Raw genomic sequence first — 20184 nt, forward strand, 5'->3', positions numbered from 1 at the left:
CCGTTGCCGCCAACAATTACCAGGTTTTACCAATGTTAAACTGGAACTGTTCGGCTTTGTCTCCATCGTACTTTTTGAACGGTTGGGCGTAGGAGAAGACCAACGGCCCCAACGGCGACATCCACTGCACGGCAATACCCGCAGACATACGGATGTTGCTCGGATCACTGTAATCCGGGTAACCGCCATAGGCGTTCGAATCCCAGTGAGTATCCCATACGGTACCCATATCCCAGAAGACGGAAGTACGGACCGAGTTCGCATATTTGTCACTAATAAACGGCGTCGGGGTAATCAGCTCCAGGCTGGCCACCGCCATCGCGTTACCGCCCACCGCATCATCGGATTTACACGGCGCGGATTCGGTGCTCTTACAGTCATTGGTATAACCGCTATCGCCATCATGACGGCTGCTCGACGGGAAGTACACCGCCTTCGGACCAATGGTGTTCGACTGGAAGCCACGCACGGTGCTGGAACCACCGGCATAGAAGTTCTCATAGAACGGCATCTCTTTGCCGCCGATACCATCGCCATAGCCAAAGCGGGTACGACCCAGCACTACCCACTGGTGATCGTTGTCGATCGGCACATAGGTGGCGGTATCCAGCGTCGCTTTGTAGTATTCGTTGTCTGAGCCCGGAATGGTCACCTTACCGTTCAGGTTGACGCGCGAACCTTCTGTTGGGAAGAAGCCGCGGTCAAGCTTGTTATAGGTCCAACCGTAGTTGAAGGTGAAGTCATTCGCACTGAACGAGTTCCGGTCGTTGGTGTTGTCCGGATACTGGCCCATCGAGTTCAGGTAACGCCACATCGCCACCTGCGGCTGCATATTGGACAGGGAGTTATGAACATAACCGACCCCGGCGCGCAGCGTGTTGTATTCGTTGACCGGGAAGCCCAGCGTGACGTCTGTACCATAACTTTTGTTGGTATAGTCAGACAGATCCGCATCGTTCGCATCGAAGTCATTATAGAAGATACGGCCGCCGAGGCTCACACCGTCAACGGTGAAGTACGGGTTGGTCACCGACAGTTCGGTATAGGTCTGGTAATCGTTTTTGGTGCCGTTGATCCCGACCGCATAACCGGTACCTAACCAGTTATCCTGCTGGACGCCCGCCTGGAAGCTGACGCCGCTTTCGGTACCGTAGCCGATACCGAAGTTGAAGCTACCGGTGTTACGCTCTTTCACCTTGTAGACAACGTCGACCTGGTCCGGGCTGCCCGGCACGCGTTGGGTATCGGTATCCACCGTTTCGAAGAAGCCTAAACGGTTGAGGCGGTCTTTACCCTGATCGACGAGATCGCTCCCCAGCCATGCGCCTTCCATCTGGCGCATTTCGCGGCGCAGGACGGCATCTTTGGAGGTGTCGTTACCTTCGAAGCGAATTTTACGCACGTAATAGCGGTTACCCGCATCGACGTTGACGTGCAGTTTGACGGTCTTATCGCTGTCGTTGATTTCCGGCTGCGACTGAACGCGCGGGTAGGCGTAACCATAACGACCCAACAGTTTCTTGATGTCGTTTTCCATCTTGGTTACTTTCGCGCCGTTGTACAGTTCGCCCGGCTCGACTTTGGTCAGCGCTTCGATTTCGGCCGAATGGCCCGCGAGATCGCCCGTTACCTGCACCCCGGAAAGCTTGTACTGATCGCCTTCGGTGATGTTGACGGTAATGTAGATCCCTTTCTTGTCCGGCGTCAGGCTAACCTGAGTAGAATCGATGTTGAAACGGGCATAACCGCGATCCAGATAGTAGCTGCGCAGGGTTTCAAGGTCGCCCGCCAGCTTCTGCTTCTGGTATTTACGGTCGCCGACCACGTTCCACCACGGTACCTCATCGCGCAGCTGGAAGTGGGAGATCAGTTCATCGGTCGAAAACGCATGGTTGCCGACGATGTTAATCTGCTGAATTTTTGCGGAGACGCCTTCCTGGAAGACCAGCTTCAGATCGACACGGTTACGCGGCAGCGGCGTCACAACCGCTTTGACGCTGGCGCTGTATTTACCGACGCTGTAGTAGAAATCCTCCAGACCCTTCTCGATATCCGCGATGGTCGTGCGGTCAAGCGACTCGCCCACCCGAACGCCAGAGGCCTCAAGGTTCTGCTTGAGCATGTCATCTTTCACCGACTTATTGCCGGAGAAGGTGATGCTGGCGATCGTCGGACGCTCTTTCACCTGCACCAGCAGGGTATCACCATCGCGCAGGACGCGGACGTCCTCAAAGTTGCCAGTGGCAAACAGCGCGCGAATAGTGTTACTGATATCATCGTCGGTCACCGTATCGCCAGGACGCACTGGCATACTGAGGAGGGCCGCACCAACAGCGACACGCTGCAAGCCTTCGAAATGAATGTCCTTCACCACGAACCCTTCAGCACCGTATACAGTCGCGCTGCTAAACAGCAGCGACGCTATGAGCAACTTTTTCATCGCCATCGTTATTATGCGTTCTTCCTAACAAACTCTCTTATAACCGAGAGAAATCATTGAAAAGTGCAAGCCCCATTAACAGCACCAGCAGTATTGAGCCAATGCGATAACTAAAGTCTTGAACTCGCTCGGATACCGGCCCGCCCTTCAGCTTTTCGATCGCTAAAAACAGCAGATGTCCCCCATCCAGTACGGGCAGTGGGAACAGGTTGATGATTCCGAGGTTCACGCTAATCAGCGCAAGGAACATCAGATAATAAATCAACCCAAACTCCGCTGACATTCCAGCCCCCTGAGCGATAGAGATCGGCCCACTGAGGTTGTTCAGTTTGACATCACCGGTTATCAATTTACCCAGCATCCTGACCGTCAGTGACATCAGCTGCCAGGTTTTATCCGTGGCTTCAGCGATGGCGGCAAACGGTCCGTACTGACGTACTGTCTTGTATTCCTCAGGTAGCGGGATGACCTTTGGCACCACCCCTGCGAACCCTTCTGCCTTACCTTTTACCGTTTTCGCATCCGGCGTCAGGGTTAACGGCAGCGCACTCCCCTGCCGTTCAATCTCCAGCGCCAGCGCTTTGCCCGGATTATCGCGCACCAGATTAACAAACGTCATCCACTGCGTTAACGGTTGACCATCGACTTTAACGATCCGATCGCCCGCTTGCAAACCCGCTTTCTGAGCTGCCGAGCCCGTCTGGACCTCCGCCAGCACCGTATCAATCTGCGCGCTGCGCGGCTGGATCCCCAGCGAGGTCACGGGATCTTGCTTGTCTGGCTCAAACGCCCAGTGCCGCAGATCGACGATTTTATCCTGGCGCTGATTGGTCCCGAAAGGGGCGACGGTAAGTATTGTTTGCGGGTTGCCGATTTTGGCGACCAGCTGCATACGCACCGCATCCCAATCAGGCGTTTCGATACCATCTATCGCTTTAAGTTCCGTTCCTTTTGCAATTTGTGCTTGCGCGGCAACCGAATTGGGCGTTATTTCACCCACCACCGGCCGCACGCCAGGAACACCGATAATAAAGACCAGCCAGTAAGCAAAGATAGCGAAAATGAAGTTAGCGATGGGGCCGGCGGCAATCACCGCCGCACGCTGGCCGACGGTTTTATTGTTGAAGGCGTAGTGGCGCATCTCCGGCGCCACCGCCTCGACGCGCTCGTCCAGCATCTTGACGTAGCCGCCCAGCGGGATCAGGGCAATCACGAACTCCGTGCCCTGCTTATCCATCCGCCGCCACAGCGCTTTGCCAAAGCCGATAGAAAAACGCTCAACCCGGATGCCGCAGCGGCGCGCCACCCAAAAATGGCCAAACTCATGCACCGTAATCAGTACGCCAAGCGCAATGATAAAAGCTGCCAGATTCCAGAGCACGCTCAGCATATAACCTTCCGTCAAATCGTCCTGAAGACCAACAGTAGCAGACAGGCGAAGACCGGTACCGCCGCCGTCAGGCTGTCGATACGATCGAGAATACCGCCGTGTCCGGGAATCAAGTGCCCGCTATCCTTAATGCCGGCCTCGCGCTTAAACATACTTTCCGTCAGATCGCCCAGCACGGAAGCCAGGGCCGCCACCACGGAACAGACCAGCAGCACCGTCGGCGTGACGTCAAGATGCGCCCACACCCCGTAAGCCCAGGAGATCACGGCCGCCGTCAGCAAACCGCCAAAAAAACCCTGCCAGGTTTTTCCCGGTGAAACCTTTGGCGCCAGCTTATGCTTGCCGAACATTTTGCCAAACATGTAGGCGCCAGAGTCGGCTCCCCAGACCAGGATCATGACGTACAGCAGCCACACCGCACCGCTGTAGTGGTTATCGGTATAGTGCCAGGCGCGCAGCGCCAGCATGCCCCAGAAAAACGGAACAATGGTCAATATGCCGAAGATAAGGCGCAGCACTTTGGAATGGCGCCAGAATGCCGCCGACGCCGGGTACGATAACACCAGCAACAGCGCGACGATCCACCAGGCGAATGAGGCCCAGAGTGAACCTTCCACCATCGGTTGATGAACGTCATAATGGTATTCAGGCAGCAGAAAAAGCATGGCAGCCAGCAGAAGGCCGCACAGCACCGCCAGCCAGACCCGCTGCGACGTTGAGGTGAAACCGCTCAGTTGCCCCCACTCCCACGCGGCGAGCATGCAGACCACGAGGGTCACGATAGCAAATCCCATCGGCGGCAATAAGAACAGCGCCGCAATGACGACGGGAATTAAGACGAAAGCAGATATCAGGCGATACTTCAGCAAAAGTGACCCCCATCAGGCATGACTGCCACCCGGCTCAGTGCCGCCGAAACGACGCTCTCGATTAACAAAGGCATGGAGTGCACCTTCAAAGTCCTGTTCAGCAAAATCGGGCCAAAGAACATCCGTAAAGTAAAGTTCGGCATAGGCAATTTGCCAAATCAAAAAGTTACTTATTCGGTGCTCTCCCCCGGTCCTAATAACTAAATCAACGGGAGCCAGTTCATGCATGCAGACCTGCTGACTCAGCATCTCTTCCGTGATCTCTTCAGGCAGCAGCGTCCCGTCCTGTACTTGTTTCGCCAGCAGACGAACGCCCTGGGTAATATCCCAGCGACCGCCGTAATTTGCCGCAATGTTCAGCGTTAAGCCGGTATTGTTTGCGGTCAACGCTTCCGCTTTGCGGATGCGTTCCTGCAGGCGCGCATTGAAGCGCGTGGTGTCGCCAATGACCCGCAAACGCACATTGTGTCGGTGCAGACTTTTGACTTCGCTATCCAGCGCCCAGACGAACAGTTCCATCAGCGCGCTGACTTCCTGGGCTGGACGGTTCCAGTTTTCGCTGCTGAACGCGTATAACGTTAACGCCTCAATTCCATTATTCGCCGCGAAGGAGACCGCGCGACGCACGGATTTCGCACCGGCCTTGTGCCCGAAAGCGCGAATTTTACCTTGCCGTTTCGCCCAACGGCCGTTGCCATCCATAATAATGGCGACATGACGGCAGCCATGAGTTGGCGATATTTCGCTGACAGTTTGATTAGCAGACAACATCACGCGTTTTAAGTCCATAATAAGGATTAACTAGCCACCAAACAGAGGCCACCGGGCCGCGCTGGATACGCATTTTTATCCGATGCCGGGGCTGCAGCCAATCGCAGAGAACAACCAAAAGCTTTACGCAAAAAAGCCGTGTTTTGCCACGGCCACCGTAATCTTTAACAACAAAATGCAACGATCGGGTGGCGCAGACTATATCACCGAAGCCTTTCGCCCACAAATACCACCGCGTTACGCCTGCGCGCCCAAACGATTAAGCTGCTGGTGAGCTACCGCACGAGCGTCAGCGTCGATAACCAGAACATCATCAATGCTTTGCGGCTCCTGCAGGTTCATCTTATCCAGCACCGCCAGATTCACCGCCGCAATATCGGTAAAGCGGATATCGCCATGCAGAAACGCGGCAACCGACTCTTCATTGGCCGCATTCAGCGCCGTGGTGGCCGCCTGGCCGACGTCAAACGCGTCCATCGCCAGCTTCAGGCAGGGATAGCGGGCGTAGTCCGGCGCGGAGAAGCTCAGGTTGCTCAGCTGGCAGAAGTCCAGTGGTTTGACCCCGGAGCTCAGGCGCTGTGGCCAGCCCATGGTATGAGCAATCGGCGTGCGCATATCCGGCTCCCCAAGCTGGGCCAGCACGCTGCCGTCCTGATAGCGAACCATCGAGTGGATCACCGACTGCGGGTGGATCAGCACTTCCATCTGCTGCGCCGAAGCATTGAACAGCCAGCGGGCTTCAATATATTCCAGACCTTTGTTCATCATCGTGGCTGAATCGACGGAGATCTTACGTCCCATCGACCAGTTGGGATGGCGGCAGGCCTGATCCGGGGTCATCGCCGATAGTTCAGCCACGTCCGTCTCGCGGAAAGGCCCCCCGGAACCGGTTAACAGAATGGACGAGACGCCATTCCGGGTGAGGTCAGCGTATCCCAGATGCTGTTGAATTGTCTCCGGCATACTCTGAAAAATCGCGTTATGTTCGCTATCGACCGGCAGCAATCGCGCCCTCGACCGCTGAACGGCCTCCATGAACAAGCGACCGCAGGTCACCAGCGATTCTTTATTCGCCAACAACACGGTTTTCCCGGCGCGGATCGCCGCCAGCGTCGGTACCAGCCCCGCCGCGCCGACGATTGCCGCCATCACCTGATCGACCTCATCCAGCGCCGCGACCTCAGCCGCCGCCTGCTGGCCGCTCAGCACTTCGGTACGGCAGCCATGCTCATGCAGACGGATGCGCAACCGCTCAGCGCTTTGCGCATCATCCATCACGGCGTAACGCGGAGTAAATTCCAGGCATTGTTCAACCATGCGGTCAACGTTTTTCCCCGCGACCAGCGCGGCGACGGAAAAGCAACCAGGGTTATGGCGTACCACGTCCAGCGTGCTACAGCCAATGGAGCCGGTCGAACCGAGAACGGTTAATTGCTTCATGAGACGTCCAGAAGAAAGGAAACAGAATAAAAAGCAAAACGCCGCCAGCAAGCCCCTACGCAACAACTATCGGGGATAAGGCGGCGGCATCAGGCCTTCAACTTAGCGCTAAAGGCTACAAGGCCAGCCGGCTCAACGCAATCCCGAGAATTGAGCGTACAGTCTTCTGTACGGCGTTTCAGATTTTACTCAGGCCAGGAAGTATCGGCCCGAGCAACAGCAGAGCATCAGAACTGCATCAGTTCCGCTTCTTTATCTGCCAGCGCCGCGTCAACTTTCTTGATGGCGGCGTCAGTCATTTTCTGCACGTCGTCCTGAGAACGGCGATCGTCATCTTCGCTGATCTCTTTCTCTTTCAGCAGCGCTTTAACTTTGTCGTTCGCGTCACGGCGAACGTTACGCACGGCGACACGCGCCTGCTCAGCTTCGCCACGGACGATCTTGGTCAGATCTTTACGACGCTCTTCGGTCAGCGGCGGCAGCGGAACACGAATATCGCTGCCGGCGGAGCTTGGGTTCAGACCGAGGTCAGACGCCATGATCGCTTTTTCAACGGCCGCAGACATAGAACGGTCAAAGACGTTGATTTTCAGGGTACGGGAGTCTTCGACGGTGACGCTGGCCAGCTGGCGCAGCGGAGTCGGCGTACCGTAGTATTCAACAACAATCCCGTCCAGCAGGCTCGGAGAAGCACGACCCGTGCGAATTTTGCTGATTTGGTTTTTGAATGCTTCGACGCATTTTTCCATGCGGATTTCAGCATCTTTTCTGATATCGCTAATCACGTTACGAATCCTTGAAAGCTTGTCTCAGTCAGACCAGACGGGACACCCGTCGGAAAATGAGCTAAGTATAGTCAGATTTAATGAAAATCACCGGGCAATATCCCCGCGAAAGTAAAGCGGAATATTACCCGGATTTGGCGCTGACGGGAATTATTCCGTGATCAATGTGCCTTCTTTTTCGCCCATGACCACGCGACGCAGGGCGCCGGGTTTGTTCATGTTGAAGACGCGAATCGGCAATTTGTGGTCACGCGCCAGGGTGAAGGCCGCCAGATCCATCACTTTCAGCTCTTTATCCAGCACTTCGCTGTAGGTCAGCTGATCGTACATGGTGGCAGAAGGATCTTTGGCCGGATCCGCGGTAAACACACCGTCAACCTTGGTCGCTTTCAGCACCACGTCGGCTTCAATTTCAATACCACGCAGGCAGGCTGCGGAATCGGTGGTAAAGAACGGGTTGCCGGTGCCTGCGGAGAGGATCACCACGCGGTTGTTGCGCAGCAGGCTGATCGCCTCTGCCCAGCTGTAGTTGTCGCACACGCCGTTCAGCGGGATGGCGGACATCAGACGAGCGTTCACATAGGCGCGGTGGAGCGCATCACGCATTGCCAGGCCGTTCATGACCGTTGCCAGCATGCCCATGTGGTCGCCCACAACGCGGTTCATACCCGCTTTCGCCAGACCAGCACCACGGAACAGGTTACCACCACCAATTACTACGCCAACCTGAATACCCAGCTCGACCAGCTCTTTGATCTCCTGAGCCATGCGGTCAAGTATGCTTGCATCAATACCGAAGCCTTCTGAGCCCTGCAGCGCTTCGCCACTTAATTTCAGCAGAATACGTTTGTAGACGGGTTTTGCATTGGTAGCCATGTTTCTTTCCTGAGACTGTCAACGAATGAGATATGAGAATTCTGGCGACATTGTATGTCGCATTTCAGCGCGGTCACTATACGCAGTTGGCTGAATTTACAAAATGGGCGCAAAAAGAAGCCGCCCTCAGGCGGCTCCTTGTAAAAATTAAGACTGCTTGGACATCGCAGCAACTTCTGCTGCAAAGTCAGTCTCAACTTTCTCGATGCCTTCGCCCACTTCAAAGCGGATGAAGCCAGTCACGTCAGCGTTGTGCTCTTTCAGCAGTTGACCAACAGATTTGCTCGGCTCCATAACGAAAGGCTGACCCGTCAGAGAAACTTCGCCGGTGAATTTCTTCATGCGGCCTTCAACCATTTTCTCTGCGATTTCTTTCGGCTTACCGGACTGCATCGCGATGTCCAGCTGAACCTGGTACTCTTTCTCTACCACTTCAGCAGACACGTCTTCCGGCTTAACGAATTCCGGCTTGCTTGCAGCAACGTGCATTGCCAGCTGCTTAACCAGCTCTTCGTCAGCGCCTTTAGCGGCAACCAGAACACCGATGCGCGCACCGTGCTGGTAGCTACCCAGAACGTCGCCTTCCAGAACAGCGATACGACGGATGTTGATGTTCTCACCGATTTTAGCAACCAGCGCAACGCGTTCTTCTTCGAACTGCGCTTTCAGAACTTCAACGTCGGAGATTTTACCCGCAACAGCAGCGTCCAGTACTTTGTCAGCAAATGCCTGGAAACCACCATCTTTAGCAACGAAGTCAGTCTGGCAGTTAACTTCCAGAATGTAACCGTAGTTGCCTTCGATTTTGGTTTTGATCACGCCGTCAGCAGCCACGTTGCCTGCTTTCTTCGCCGCTTTGATCGCGCCGGATTTACGCATGTTTTCGATTGCCAGCTCGATGTCGCCATTCGCTTCAGTCAGCGCTTTTTTGCAATCCATCATGCCTGCGCCAGTACGTTCGCGCAGTTCTTTTACCAGGGAAGCGGTAATTTCAGCCATTCTAAAATCCTCGGGAGATGTGGATACTGCCCGGCCAACGGCCAAACAGCGTAAATTGAAAAAAGGGGCCTGTAATGGGCCCCTATTCATACACGGTACTAATAAGGGCTTAAACCTTATTATTCAGCTTCTACGAAGCTTTCTTCCGCCTGAGAAGCCAGGTCCTGAGAGCGACCTTCACGAACGGTAGCAGCAACAGCGCCCAGGTACAGGCTTACTGCGCGGATTGCATCGTCGTTACCCGGGATAACGAAGTCTACGCCGTCCGGATCAGAGTTGGTATCAACGATAGCAAATACCGGGATACCCAGGTTGTTTGCTTCTTTGATAGCGATGTGCTCGTGGTCAGCGTCGATAACGAACAGTGCGTCCGGCAGGCCGCCCATGTCTTTGATACCGCCCAGGCTGTTTTCCAGCTTGTCCAGCTCACGAGTGCGCATCAGCGCTTCTTTCTTGGTCAGCTTGTCGAAAGTACCGTCCTGGGACTGAGTTTCCAGGTCTTTCAGACGTTTGATGGACTGACGAACGGTTTTCCAGTTAGTCAGCATACCGCCCAGCCAGCGATGGTTCACGAAGAACTGGTCGCAGCTGTTAGCAGCTTCTTTTACCGCTTCGCTTGCAGCGCGCTTAGTACCCACGAACAGGATCTTGCCTTTACGGGCAGAGATTTTGTTCAGCTCAGCCAGAGCTTCGTTGAACATCGGTACCGTTTTCTCAAGGTTGATGATGTGAACTTTGTTACGCGCGCCGAAGATGAAAGGCTTCATTTTCGGGTTCCAGTAACGGGTCTGGTGACCAAAGTGAACACCAGCCTTGAGCATGTCGCGCATGGAAACAGTTGCCATGTTTAAAACCTCTATAGATTAAATTGGGGTTATGCCTCCACGTATCCCATATTACCGACCCCAAAGGGCACCCCGGAATATGTGTCGATACGTGTGTGTTATTTACACAATATGAGTATGTCGCTTACGTCCCATCCTTGTGTATCTGAGATGGAACGGAAGTCCGGCGCGCTTTATACCACAAAATCCGCCCAGACACCAACTCTTGTTGACGCCACGTGCTGTTAATGATTCTCAATTTGGCACCAGCCTGCCCGGACTGTTACCATTGGCAGGACTTACTCTATTATTGTCGAAAATATCGACACTGCTGGACATACTCCATGGCTATCTCTATCAAGACATCTGAAGACATTGAAAAAATGCGCGTTGCCGGCCGCCTGGCCGCTGAAGTGCTGGAAATGATCGAACCCTGGGTTAAACCTGGCGTCAGCACCGGCGAACTGGACCGCATCTGTAACGACTATATCGTTAACGAGCAGAAGGCCATTTCCGCCTGCCTCGGCTATCACGGCTATCCGAAGTCCGTCTGCATTTCGGTCAACGAAGTGGTTTGCCACGGTATCCCTGACGACGGCAAACTGCTGAAAGATGGCGATATCGTTAACATCGACGTGACGGTCATTAAAGATGATTTCCATGGCGACACCTCCAAAATGTTTATCGTCGGTAAACCGACGATTCTCGGTGAGCGCCTGTGCCGCATCACTCAGGAAAGCCTGTATCTGGCGCTGAAAATGGTGAAGCCGGGGATCAACCTGCGCACCATCGGCGCGGCGATCCAGAAATACGTTGAAGCCGAAGGTTTTTCCGTGGTGCGCGAATACTGTGGCCACGGTATCGGCCGCGGCTTCCATGAAGAGCCGCAGGTGCTGCACTACGACTCACCGGAGACCAACGTTGTGCTCAAACCCGGCATGACCTTCACCATCGAGCCGATGGTCAACGCGGGTAAAAAAGAGATCCGCAGCATGAAAGACGGCTGGACGGTGAAAACTAAAGACCGGAGCTTGTCTGCGCAGTACGAGCATACTATTGTGGTGACAGACAACGGCTGCGAAATTCTGACGCTACGCAAGGATGACACCATCCCGGCGATAATCTCGCACGATGAATGATGAAAAGCCGGCGCCCGCCGGCTTTTTTATTAGATAGTTTTTTCTTATGGTGACGCGATGAGCAACTCATTACCTGACACAGCCTCCCCTCTTCTGCCCGTCCCGCCGGAACATCCGGTGAGCTGGCCGCAGGGCGATCTGAACTGTGCTGCAATTAAGGCGCACATCGATACCTTCCAGCACTGGCTGGGCGAGGCGTTTGACTCCGGCATCGCCGCGGAGCAGCTCATTGCGGCGCGCACCGAATTTATCGACCAGCTGCTGCAGCGGTTGTGGATCGCCTACGGTTTTGAATCCGTCTGCGATCTGGCGCTGGTCGCCGTCGGCGGCTATGGCCGCGGCGAGCTGCACCCGCTCTCTGACGTCGACCTGCTGATCCTCAGCCGCAAAAAGCTGCCGGACGACCAGGCGCAAAAGGTCGGCGAACTGCTGACGCTGCTGTGGGACGTCAAGCTGGAGGTGGGCCACAGCGTGCGCACCCTCGAAGAGTGTCTGCTGGAAGGACTTTCGGATCTCACCGTCGCCACTAACTTGATTGAATCGCGCCTGCTGATCGGCGACGTCGCGCTGTTCCTTGAACTGCAAAAACATATTTTTAGCGACGGCTTCTGGCCATCGGAAAAGTTCTTCGCCGCCAAGGTGGAAGAACAGAACGTCCGTCATCAACGCTATCACGGCACCAGCTATAACCTGGAGCCGGACGTGAAAAGCAGCCCCGGCGGCCTGCGTGACATCCATACGCTACAGTGGGTGGCTCGCCGTCATTTTGGCGCCACCTCGATGGATGAGATGGTCGGCTTCGGCTTTCTGACTGAAGCCGAGCGCAATGAGCTCAACGAGTGTCTGCATCAGCTGTGGCGCATCCGTTTCGCGCTGCATCTCGAGCTCACTCGCTATGACAACCGTCTGCTTTTCGACCGTCAGCTCAGCGTCGCCCGCCGGCTTGGCTATGAAGGCGACGGCAACCAGCCGATTGAACATATGATGAAGGACTTCTTCCGCGTCACCCGCCGGGTGAGCGAGCTGAACCAGATGCTGCTTCAGCTGTTTGAAGAGGCTATTCTCGCCCTGACCGAGGATGAAAAACCGCGCCCGATAGACGATGACTTCCAGCTGCGCGGCACCCTTATCGATCTGCGTGACGACACGCTGTTTATTCGCGAACCGCAGGCCATTCTGCGGATGTTTTATATGATGGTACGCAACAGCACCATCACCGGCATCTACTCCACGACGTTGCGCCATCTGCGCCATGCCCGGCGCCATCTGACCCAGCCGCTGTGCTATATCCCGGAGGCGCGCACGCTCTTTCTCAGCATGCTGCGCCATCAGGGGGCGGTCAGCCGCGGACTGCTGCCGATGCATCGCCACAGCGTGCTGTGGGCCTATATGCCGCAGTGGTCACATATCGTCGGCCAGATGCAGTTCGATCTGTTTCACGCCTACACCGTCGATGAACACACCATCCGCGTGATGCTGAAGCTGGAGAGCTTTGCCAAAGAAGAAACCCGCAGCCGCCACCCGCTGTGCGTGGAGCTATGGCCGCGCTTAACGCACCCGGAGCTGATTTTAATCGCCGCCCTGTTCCACGACATTGCGAAAGGGCGTGGCGGCGACCACTCGATCCTCGGCGCGCAGGATGTGCTGAAGTTTGCCGAGCTGCACGGACTGAACTCTCGCGAAACGCAGTTGGTCGCCTGGCTGGTGCGTCACCATCTGCTGATGTCGGTCACCGCCCAGCGGCGCGACATTCAGGATCCGGAGGTGATTAAGCAGTTCGCCGAGGAAGTGCAAACGGAAAATCGCCTGCGCTATCTGGTGTGCCTGACCGTCGCCGACATCTGCGCCACCAACGAAACGCTGTGGAACAGCTGGAAGCAGAGTCTGCTGCGCGAACTCTATTTCGCCACCGAGAAACAGCTGCGTCGGGGCATGCAAAGCACCCCGGATATGCGCGAACGGGTGCGTCATCATCAGCTGCAGGCGCTGGCCCTGCTGCGGATGGACAATATTAATGAAGAGGCGCTGCATCAGATCTGGAACCGCTGCCGCGCCAACTATTTCGTGCGGCATACGCCGACGCAGCTCGCCTGGCACGCCCGCAACCTGCTGCGTCACGATCTGAATAAGCCGATGATCCTGCTGAGTTCGCAGGCCACCCGCGGCGGTACGGAGATTTTTATCTGGAGCCCGGATCGCCCTTATCTGTTTGCCGCGGTGTGCGGCGAACTGGACCGCCGCAACCTTAGCGTCCACGACGCGCAGATCTTCACCACCCGCGACGGCATGGCGATGGATACCTTTATTGTCCTCGAACCCGACGGCAGCCCGCTTTCCGCTGACCGCCACGACGCGATTCGCCACGGTCTTGAACAGACGATAACTCAGCGCAGCTGGGAACCCCCGGCCCCGCGTCGTCAGGCGGCAAAACTGCGTCACTTCTCTGTGCCGACAGAGGTGAATTTCCTGCCGACCCATACCGATCGAAAATCGTTTCTCGAGCTGATTGCGCTCGATCAGCCAGGGCTGCTCGCCCGCGTCGGCCAGGTGTTCGCCGACCTCGGTATTTCGCTTCACGGGGCGCGAATTACGACAATTGGTGAGCGAGTAGAAGATTTATTTATAATCGCCACCGCCGACCGGCGTGGCCTTAATAATGAGCTACAACAAGAAGTGCAACAACGGTTGACAGAGGCCCTCAATCCAAACGATAAAGGGTGACGTATTTTTTTTAGTGAATGGAAAGAAACAATGCAGCAGTTACAGAACGTTATTGAGTCCGCCTTCGAGCGTCGCGCCGACATCACGCCGGCCAATGTGGATACCGTGACCCGCGAAGCGGTAAACCAGGTTATCGCCCTTCTGGATTCCGGCGCGCTGCGCGTCGCTGAGAAGATCGATGGTCAGTGGGTGACGCATCAATGGCTGAAGAAAGCGGTACTGCTCTCTTTCCGTATTAACGATAACCAGGTTATCGATGGTGCGGAAAGCCGCTACTTCGATAAAGTACCGATGAAATTCGCTGACTATGACGAAGCGCGTTTCCAGAAAGAAGGTTTCCGCGTGGTGCCGCCGGCAGCGGTACGTCAGGGCGCATTCATCGCCCGCAACACCGTGCTGATGCCGTCCTACGTTAACATCGGCGCCTACGTTGACGAAGGCACCATGGTTGATACCTGGGCTACCGTCGGCTCCTGCGCGCAGATCGGTAAAAACGTTCACCTGTCCGGCGGCGTCGGCATCGGTGGCGTACTGGAGCCGCTGCAGGCGAACCCGACCATCATCGAAGACAACTGCTTCATCGGCGCGCGCTCTGAAGTGGTTGAAGGGGTGATTGTCGAAGAAGGCTCCGTCATCTCCATGGGCGTTTACCTGGGTCAGAGCACCAAAATCTACGATCGCGAAACCGGTGAAGTCTTCTACGGCCGCGTACCGGCTGGCTCGGTAGTCGTGTCAGGCAACCTGCCGTCGAAGGATGGTAAATACAGCCTGTACTGCGCGGTGATCGTTAAGAAAGTCGATGCCAAAACCCGCGGCAAAGTCGGCATTAACGAACTGCTGCGCACCATCGACTAAAGCAAATAAAAAGCGGGAGATATCCCGCTTTTTTTATATTTGATGCTGGCGAAAATGGATTTTTTCGTTAATTATTCAATGGTTATGATGCTATCAAAGGTACCGTTATGTACGATAATCTGAAAAGTCTTGGCATTACCAACCCTGATGAGATCGATCGCTATAGCCTGCGGCAGGAAGCTAACAACGACATCCTGAAAATCTATTTTCAGAAAGACAAAGGCGAATTCTTCGCCAAGAGCGTGAAGTTTAAATACCCGCGTCAGCGCAAAACCGTTGTCGCCGACGGCGTCGGCCAGGGCTACAAAGAAGTCCAGGAGATCAGCCCCAATCTGCGCTACGTCATCGACGAACTGGATCAGATCTGCCAGCGCGATCGCACTGAAATCGATCTCAAGCGTAAAATCCTCGACGATTTACGCCATCTGGAAAGCGTGGTCACCAATAAGATCAGCGAAATCGAAGCCGATCTGGAAAAACTTACCCGTAAGTGACAGCGTTCCCGGCGGCGCACCGCCTGACCGGGCAACCAATATAATCTGCCGCTTACGCCATGCATCCTCCAGGCCGGGTAAGGCGAACCGCCTCCCGGCATTTTTATCTCGACTCCCTATCGTTGCTCATCCAGCTGCAGGGCTATATAGAGCAGCAGCCGATCGTCAAAGCTGCCGAGATCCAGACCGGTCAGCTCCGAGATACGGTTCAACCGATACTCCAGGGTATTGCGATGAATAAACAGCGCCTTTGATGTCGCCAGCGGCTGCACGTTATGGCGAAACCACGCCTGCAGCGTACGCCGCAGCAAACCGTTGTTATCCATAGCCTTCAGACGCGCCAGCGGACGGGCCAGTTCATTGGCCTGCCAGCCGCCACGCAGGCTGTCGAGCAGCACCGGCAGCATCAGATCCTGATAGAAATAGCTGCGGCTCTCCGGCATTCGTTGCTTACCCACCATCATGGTCGTCCGTGCGGTACGGTAAGAGCGGGCGATACTCCCGGGACCGGTGAAGAAGTTGCCCAGCGCCACGCGAAAGCGGAGCTGACCATTCTCTTTCATCCTGGCGATAAGCTGCTCGACGCGGCGGACGTGATCGTCGGCGTCCCAGCGGCCAAAGCTGTTCAGCGCCGGTTTCAGCACCACCATTTCCGTGAGTGACACAATGGCCACCAGATTATTGCGATCGGGGGTGGTCAGCGCGTTCTGCAACTGCTGCAGTTCCGCCATCGCGCTGTCCACGCCGAGCTGGCCGCTGTCCACCTCAATCATCGCCACCACCCGCGGCTGATTGAGATCGATACCTAACCGCTGAGCCCATTCGTTCAGCGCCGGGGTATGCTCTTCCGCCTGAATCAGGTTCATCACCAGCTCTTCGCGCAGGCGGCTGTCCTGCGCAAGGAGATGCATCAGCCGCGACTGCTCCAGCATCATCTCTGCCGTCATGCACACCAGCTCGCCATATTTCCGCAGCGACTCCGGCTCGCCGGTCAGGCCGATCACCCCGACGATTTCACCTTCGAGGCGTAGCGGCAGGTTGATCCCCTGACGCACGCCGTGCAGATGGCGAGCGACCGCATCGTCGATATCCACCACCCGCCCCTGGGAAAGCACCAGCAGCGCGCCTTCGTGCAATTCACCAATTCTTTCCCGATCGCCGCTGCCGATAATCCGCCCGCGGGCATCCATCACGTTGATGTTGGTATCGATGATGCGCATCGTGCGCGCCACAATATCCTGCGCCATTTTGGTATCAAGATGCCAGCCAGCCATGTAATCCTCCCCTATGCAGGGCACCAGCATAAAAGAGTCTCCGTCCTGCTGCATTGTGCATATGCCCGAAGGCGGGGCGAGATATGTGGAGTTGTGGAAGTGGTCACAGAACGAAAAAAAAGCCCCTGCCCTCGGCGAGGGAAGGGGCTGTGGCGCTTGCGCTGACGATTACTGCAACAGCAGGTAGATAGAGGCGTCGCCGCGCTGAATGTTCAGCGCCAGCACGGACGGTTTGGCGTCGAAGATTTTCCGCAGATCGGCGATGTTTTTCACCGGCTGCTGATTCGCCCCGACAATGATGTCGCCTTTCTTAAGGCCAATCTGCGCCGCCGGGGTGCCAGCTTTCACATTATTGACCACCACGCCCTTGTCCTGACCCTTGTTACTCATTTCCGCCCCTTCAATCCCGTTGAAGATGGTGCTGGAATCCACCTGGGTCTGGTTGCTCTGCTGCAGTTCGACGGTAACGGTGACCGGTTTGCCGTCGCGGAGCAGGCCAAGCTCAACTTTGCTGCCGATAGGCATGGTGCCGACCTGAGCACGCAGCGCGGCGAAGCTGCTGATCGCCTTGCCGTTGAGGGTAGTGATCACGTCGCCGGCTTTAATGCCCGCTTTGGCGGCTGCCGAACCTGGCATCACCTGGCTGACAAAGGCGCCGCGCTGGGCGTCAACTTTCATCGCTTTCGCCAGTTCAGAGTTCAGTTCGGTGCCCATGATGCCGAGCTCACCGCGTTTCACCTGGCCATATTTCACCATCTGCTCGGTCAGGTTTTTCACCATGTTGCTCGGGATAGCAAAACCGATACCGATGTTGCCGCCGTCCGGCGCCAGGATGGCGGTGTTAATGCCGATCAGCTCGCCGTTGAGGTTCACCAGCGCGCCGCCGGAGTTCCCGCGGTTAATCGCCGCATCGGTCTGGATAAAGTTTTCGTAGTTTTCCACGTTCAGGCCGCTACGGCCCAGCGCGGAGACAATCCCGGAGGTCACGGTTTCGCCCAGACCAAACGGGTTACCGATAGCCACGGTGTAGTCGCCGACGCGCAGCGCGTCAGAATCAGCCAGCTTAATCGCCGTCAGGTTTTTCGGATCCTGAATCTGAATCAGCGCGATATCAGAGCGCGGATCTTTGCCAACCACTTTGGCATCAAACTTACGGCCATCGCTCAGTTGAACCTTAATTGTGGTGGCGTTGTCCACGACGTGGTTGTTGGTCACCACATACCCTTTGGCCGCATCAATGATGACGCCGGAGCCCAGCGCCATGAATTTCTGCTGCTGGCCGCCGTCAGGCTGACCGCCCTGTCCACCGCCCTGGCAAAACGGTGAACTCTGGAAAGGAGAACCGTCCTGGCAGAACGGCGAGTTATCGCCAAAGAACTGCTGGAAGTTACGCGGCATCCGTGGGGTATTAACAGTAGTGCTACCTTCAACGTTAATGCTCACCACCGATGGCATCACCTTCTCCAGCATCGGGGCCAGGCTTGGCATCTGCTGTGCATTAGTGGCCGAAGATGCCGTTTCTGCCGCGCTCGCAGAGAGCGGGGACAACGCCAGACCTAAACTCAGAGCCAGTGCACTCATTGCTAACGTGGTTTTTTTCATCAGTTTCAATCTCAATATCAGATAACGAAAGTTGCTGTGTACGTGACTATCAGAGTCATTTTATAGCGCTAAGTTCCGGAATTAAGTTTCTGGAAAAAGTAAAAATTTATTGTCCATCTTTACAAAACTCCAGCCTATTCCACCGCCATCAGTCGCCGATATTCATCCCACGCATACAAATCCGTCATTCCGCTGATATAATCCTGGATCAGACGGCAGCGATAATAGTATTCCATCAGCGCAAATTCAGGCGCCGTGCGCACCAGCTTATTTACTGCTTCAACATAGGCCAGCCGATGACGGGTTGAAAGTTTCTGATACAGCCGGGAGGCAATGGGTAACCGCCGTACCCGCTCCTGCGCCACTAATTCGCTGAAATCCTCCAGAGATAATTTCAGCAGCGGCTGATAGATATCCAGCAGGCCGCTAATCACCCGGTAGCCCTGCAATTCCAGCTGCTCGACATCCGGATGGCTAAAGACCTGTTTCATCGCTACATTTTTATAGAGTTCCAGCAGCTGGCTGCAATCGCTATCGTCCTCAAGCAGCGCATGATTAAAGTCGCCAGTGAAGATGGCCGGCAGGTTATCAATAAATCGGCGCGCCGCGTAGGGCACCAGCTTATTCAGCGTGTTTACCCGCAAATACATAAAAAACTGATCTTCCGCGCTCTGTCGCAGGTAATTAGCTCGCGATTTTTCCCAGGCATTTTCCACTACCTGAGAGAATAACGATCCTTTTTCATGGTTGCCCCAGGCGTCGTAAAGATGCTGATAAAGCTGCTCGGCGCTGAAAATACGTTTTTCAACCGCGTCCTCGAGATCCGCGACGCAATATGAGATGTCATCCGCGGCCTCCATAATCCAGGTTAATGGGAATCGATTGTAAGGTGCCAGATCCAGTTCTTTACGCAGGCGCGCGACATACTCTTCTTCGGCTAAATAATAGCCAGGCTTCTTCATTAAATAACTGTGACTGGCTGGCGTCGCCTCGAACCACCACGCCGGTCGGGTATATTTCAGGATACAGCCCACCTGCGCCCAGGTCAGATTCATCCGCATCAGCGTGTGGACCAGACGAATCCCCTGCGCGTTGCCCTCAAAGCTGCAGAGATCCTGGCGCACTTTACGCCGCAGCGCATTCAGCGCCGTTTCCCCTTCGTGCAGGCGTAACGCCTGCACCTCGCAGCGATCGTCGGTCAACGGCTGGCCGAGCGCATCGCCGGGGGCCAGGCGCTGGCGAAACCAGTCGTTAATCGCCGCCTCGCCAAAGTGGCCAAACGGCGGGTTGCCAATGTCGTGCATCAGGCAGGCCATCTCAACCACGCTCTCGAATGGCCCGGTCAGCTCTTCCAGGCCATACTCTTCCAGTAGCTTCTGCTCTTTCAGCCTGCTCAGCACTTCTTTGGCGATATAGCGCCCCACCTGCTGCACCTCCAGCGAGTGGGTCAGGCGAGTACGGACCGCCGCGTTGCGCTCCAGCGGGAAGACCTGGGTTTTTTGCTGTAGGCGGCGGATGGCCGGCGAGTTGACGATCCGCCCGCGATCGCTTTCGAAGATCCGCAGGATGTCGCGCTCCGTCTCCACCCGCGGCGGCGAACGGAAGCGTCGACGCCAGTTTATCTTGTTGCGAAAATCAATCTTTGCCATAGCCTCTCCCGCGCGAGCAATACGCTTCCCCTTAAGCGCATGATAGACTATGCAAC

Annotated in this window: 16 protein-coding genes; 4 read left to right on the top strand and 12 right to left on the bottom strand. The window is 55.7% G+C overall.

The annotated features are described in order from the left end of the window. Nucleotides 1-16 precede the first annotated feature (16 nt). The 9 genes from bamA to rpsB form a co-directional block, all read right to left on the bottom strand. Complete coding sequence (gene bamA / locus AS136_RS09790) at nucleotides 17-2446, bottom strand: outer membrane protein assembly factor BamA (protein WP_008807351.1); 2430 nt, start codon at nucleotides 2444-2446, stop codon at nucleotides 17-19. Nucleotides 2447-2477: 31 nt separating this feature from the next. Then, nucleotides 2478-3830, bottom strand: coding sequence for a sigma E protease regulator RseP (gene rseP / locus AS136_RS09795; RefSeq protein WP_008807352.1), 1353 nt, complete (start codon nucleotides 3828-3830; stop codon nucleotides 2478-2480). A gap of 11 nt (nucleotides 3831-3841) precedes the next feature. Then, nucleotides 3842-4699: a phosphatidate cytidylyltransferase gene (cdsA, locus tag AS136_RS09800; RefSeq protein ID WP_008807353.1), complete on the bottom strand. Its 858-nt coding sequence runs from the start codon at nucleotides 4697-4699 to the stop codon at nucleotides 3842-3844. A 12-nt stretch (nucleotides 4700-4711) separates the two neighbouring features. Then, nucleotides 4712-5470, bottom strand: a complete 759-nt coding sequence (gene ispU, locus AS136_RS09805) for a (2E,6E)-farnesyl-diphosphate-specific ditrans,polycis-undecaprenyl-diphosphate synthase (protein WP_012968905.1) — start codon at nucleotides 5468-5470, stop codon at nucleotides 4712-4714. A 237-nt stretch (nucleotides 5471-5707) separates the two neighbouring features. Further along, nucleotides 5708-6910, bottom strand: coding sequence for a 1-deoxy-D-xylulose-5-phosphate reductoisomerase (gene ispC / locus AS136_RS09810; protein WP_063266757.1), 1203 nt, complete (start codon nucleotides 6908-6910; stop codon nucleotides 5708-5710). A 227-nt stretch (nucleotides 6911-7137) separates the two neighbouring features. Then, nucleotides 7138-7695 (bottom strand): ribosome recycling factor, encoded by a 558-nt coding sequence (gene frr, locus AS136_RS09815; protein ID WP_002889308.1) that lies wholly within the window; start codon nucleotides 7693-7695, stop codon nucleotides 7138-7140. A gap of 150 nt (nucleotides 7696-7845) precedes the next feature. Then, on the bottom strand, nucleotides 7846-8571 hold the full coding sequence (gene pyrH / locus AS136_RS09820; RefSeq protein WP_004098747.1) for a UMP kinase: 726 nt from the start codon (nucleotides 8569-8571) through the stop codon (nucleotides 7846-7848). Nucleotides 8572-8718: 147 nt separating this feature from the next. Then, nucleotides 8719-9570 (bottom strand): translation elongation factor Ts, encoded by an 852-nt coding sequence (gene tsf / locus AS136_RS09825; RefSeq protein WP_004151930.1) that lies wholly within the window; start codon nucleotides 9568-9570, stop codon nucleotides 8719-8721. Between the two features lie 119 nt (nucleotides 9571-9689). After that, complete coding sequence (rpsB, locus tag AS136_RS09830; RefSeq protein ID WP_008807356.1) at nucleotides 9690-10415, bottom strand: 30S ribosomal protein S2; 726 nt, start codon at nucleotides 10413-10415, stop codon at nucleotides 9690-9692. A 323-nt stretch (nucleotides 10416-10738) separates the two neighbouring features. On the opposite strand from rpsB, the gene map reads away from it, so the two are divergent. The 4 genes from map to AS136_RS09850 all read left to right on the top strand — a co-directional run bounded on the left by map (nucleotide 10739) and on the right by AS136_RS09850 (nucleotide 15603). Continuing rightward, nucleotides 10739-11533 carry a type I methionyl aminopeptidase gene (gene map, locus AS136_RS09835; RefSeq protein WP_004204446.1) on the top strand — a complete coding sequence of 265 codons (795 nt, stop codon included), beginning with the start codon at nucleotides 10739-10741 and terminating at the stop codon, nucleotides 11531-11533. 57 nt (nucleotides 11534-11590) lie between these two features. Continuing rightward, nucleotides 11591-14254, top strand: coding sequence for a bifunctional uridylyltransferase/uridylyl-removing protein GlnD (glnD, locus tag AS136_RS09840; protein WP_012542810.1), 2664 nt, complete (start codon nucleotides 11591-11593; stop codon nucleotides 14252-14254). A gap of 30 nt (nucleotides 14255-14284) precedes the next feature. Next, on the top strand, nucleotides 14285-15109 hold the full coding sequence (gene dapD, locus AS136_RS09845) for a 2,3,4,5-tetrahydropyridine-2,6-dicarboxylate N-succinyltransferase (protein WP_002889295.1): 825 nt from the start codon (nucleotides 14285-14287) through the stop codon (nucleotides 15107-15109). Between the two features lie 107 nt (nucleotides 15110-15216). Next, a complete protein-coding gene (locus AS136_RS09850; protein ID WP_002889292.1) occupies nucleotides 15217-15603 on the top strand; it encodes a DUF3461 family protein in 387 nt (128 codons plus the stop codon). A 116-nt stretch (nucleotides 15604-15719) separates the two neighbouring features. Here AS136_RS09850 and cdaR read toward each other — a convergent pair whose 3' ends face one another. The 3 genes from cdaR to dgt all read right to left on the bottom strand — a co-directional run bounded on the left by cdaR (nucleotide 15720) and on the right by dgt (nucleotide 20128). Beyond that, entirely contained in the window at nucleotides 15720-16877 is a 1158-nt protein-coding gene (cdaR, locus tag AS136_RS09855; protein ID WP_002889289.1) for a DNA-binding transcriptional regulator CdaR, read from the bottom strand. A 168-nt stretch (nucleotides 16878-17045) separates the two neighbouring features. Continuing rightward, a complete protein-coding gene (gene degP, locus AS136_RS09860) occupies nucleotides 17046-18479 on the bottom strand; it encodes a serine endoprotease DegP (protein ID WP_008807359.1) in 1434 nt (477 codons plus the stop codon). Between the two features lie 134 nt (nucleotides 18480-18613). Next, nucleotides 18614-20128 (bottom strand): dGTPase, encoded by a 1515-nt coding sequence (dgt, locus tag AS136_RS09865; protein WP_008807360.1) that lies wholly within the window; start codon nucleotides 20126-20128, stop codon nucleotides 18614-18616. Between the last annotated feature and the right edge of the window lie 56 nt (nucleotides 20129-20184).

It is taken from the genome of Klebsiella sp. D5A (assembly GCF_001620885.1).
Classification (GTDB): domain Bacteria; phylum Pseudomonadota; class Gammaproteobacteria; order Enterobacterales; family Enterobacteriaceae; genus Klebsiella; species Klebsiella variicola.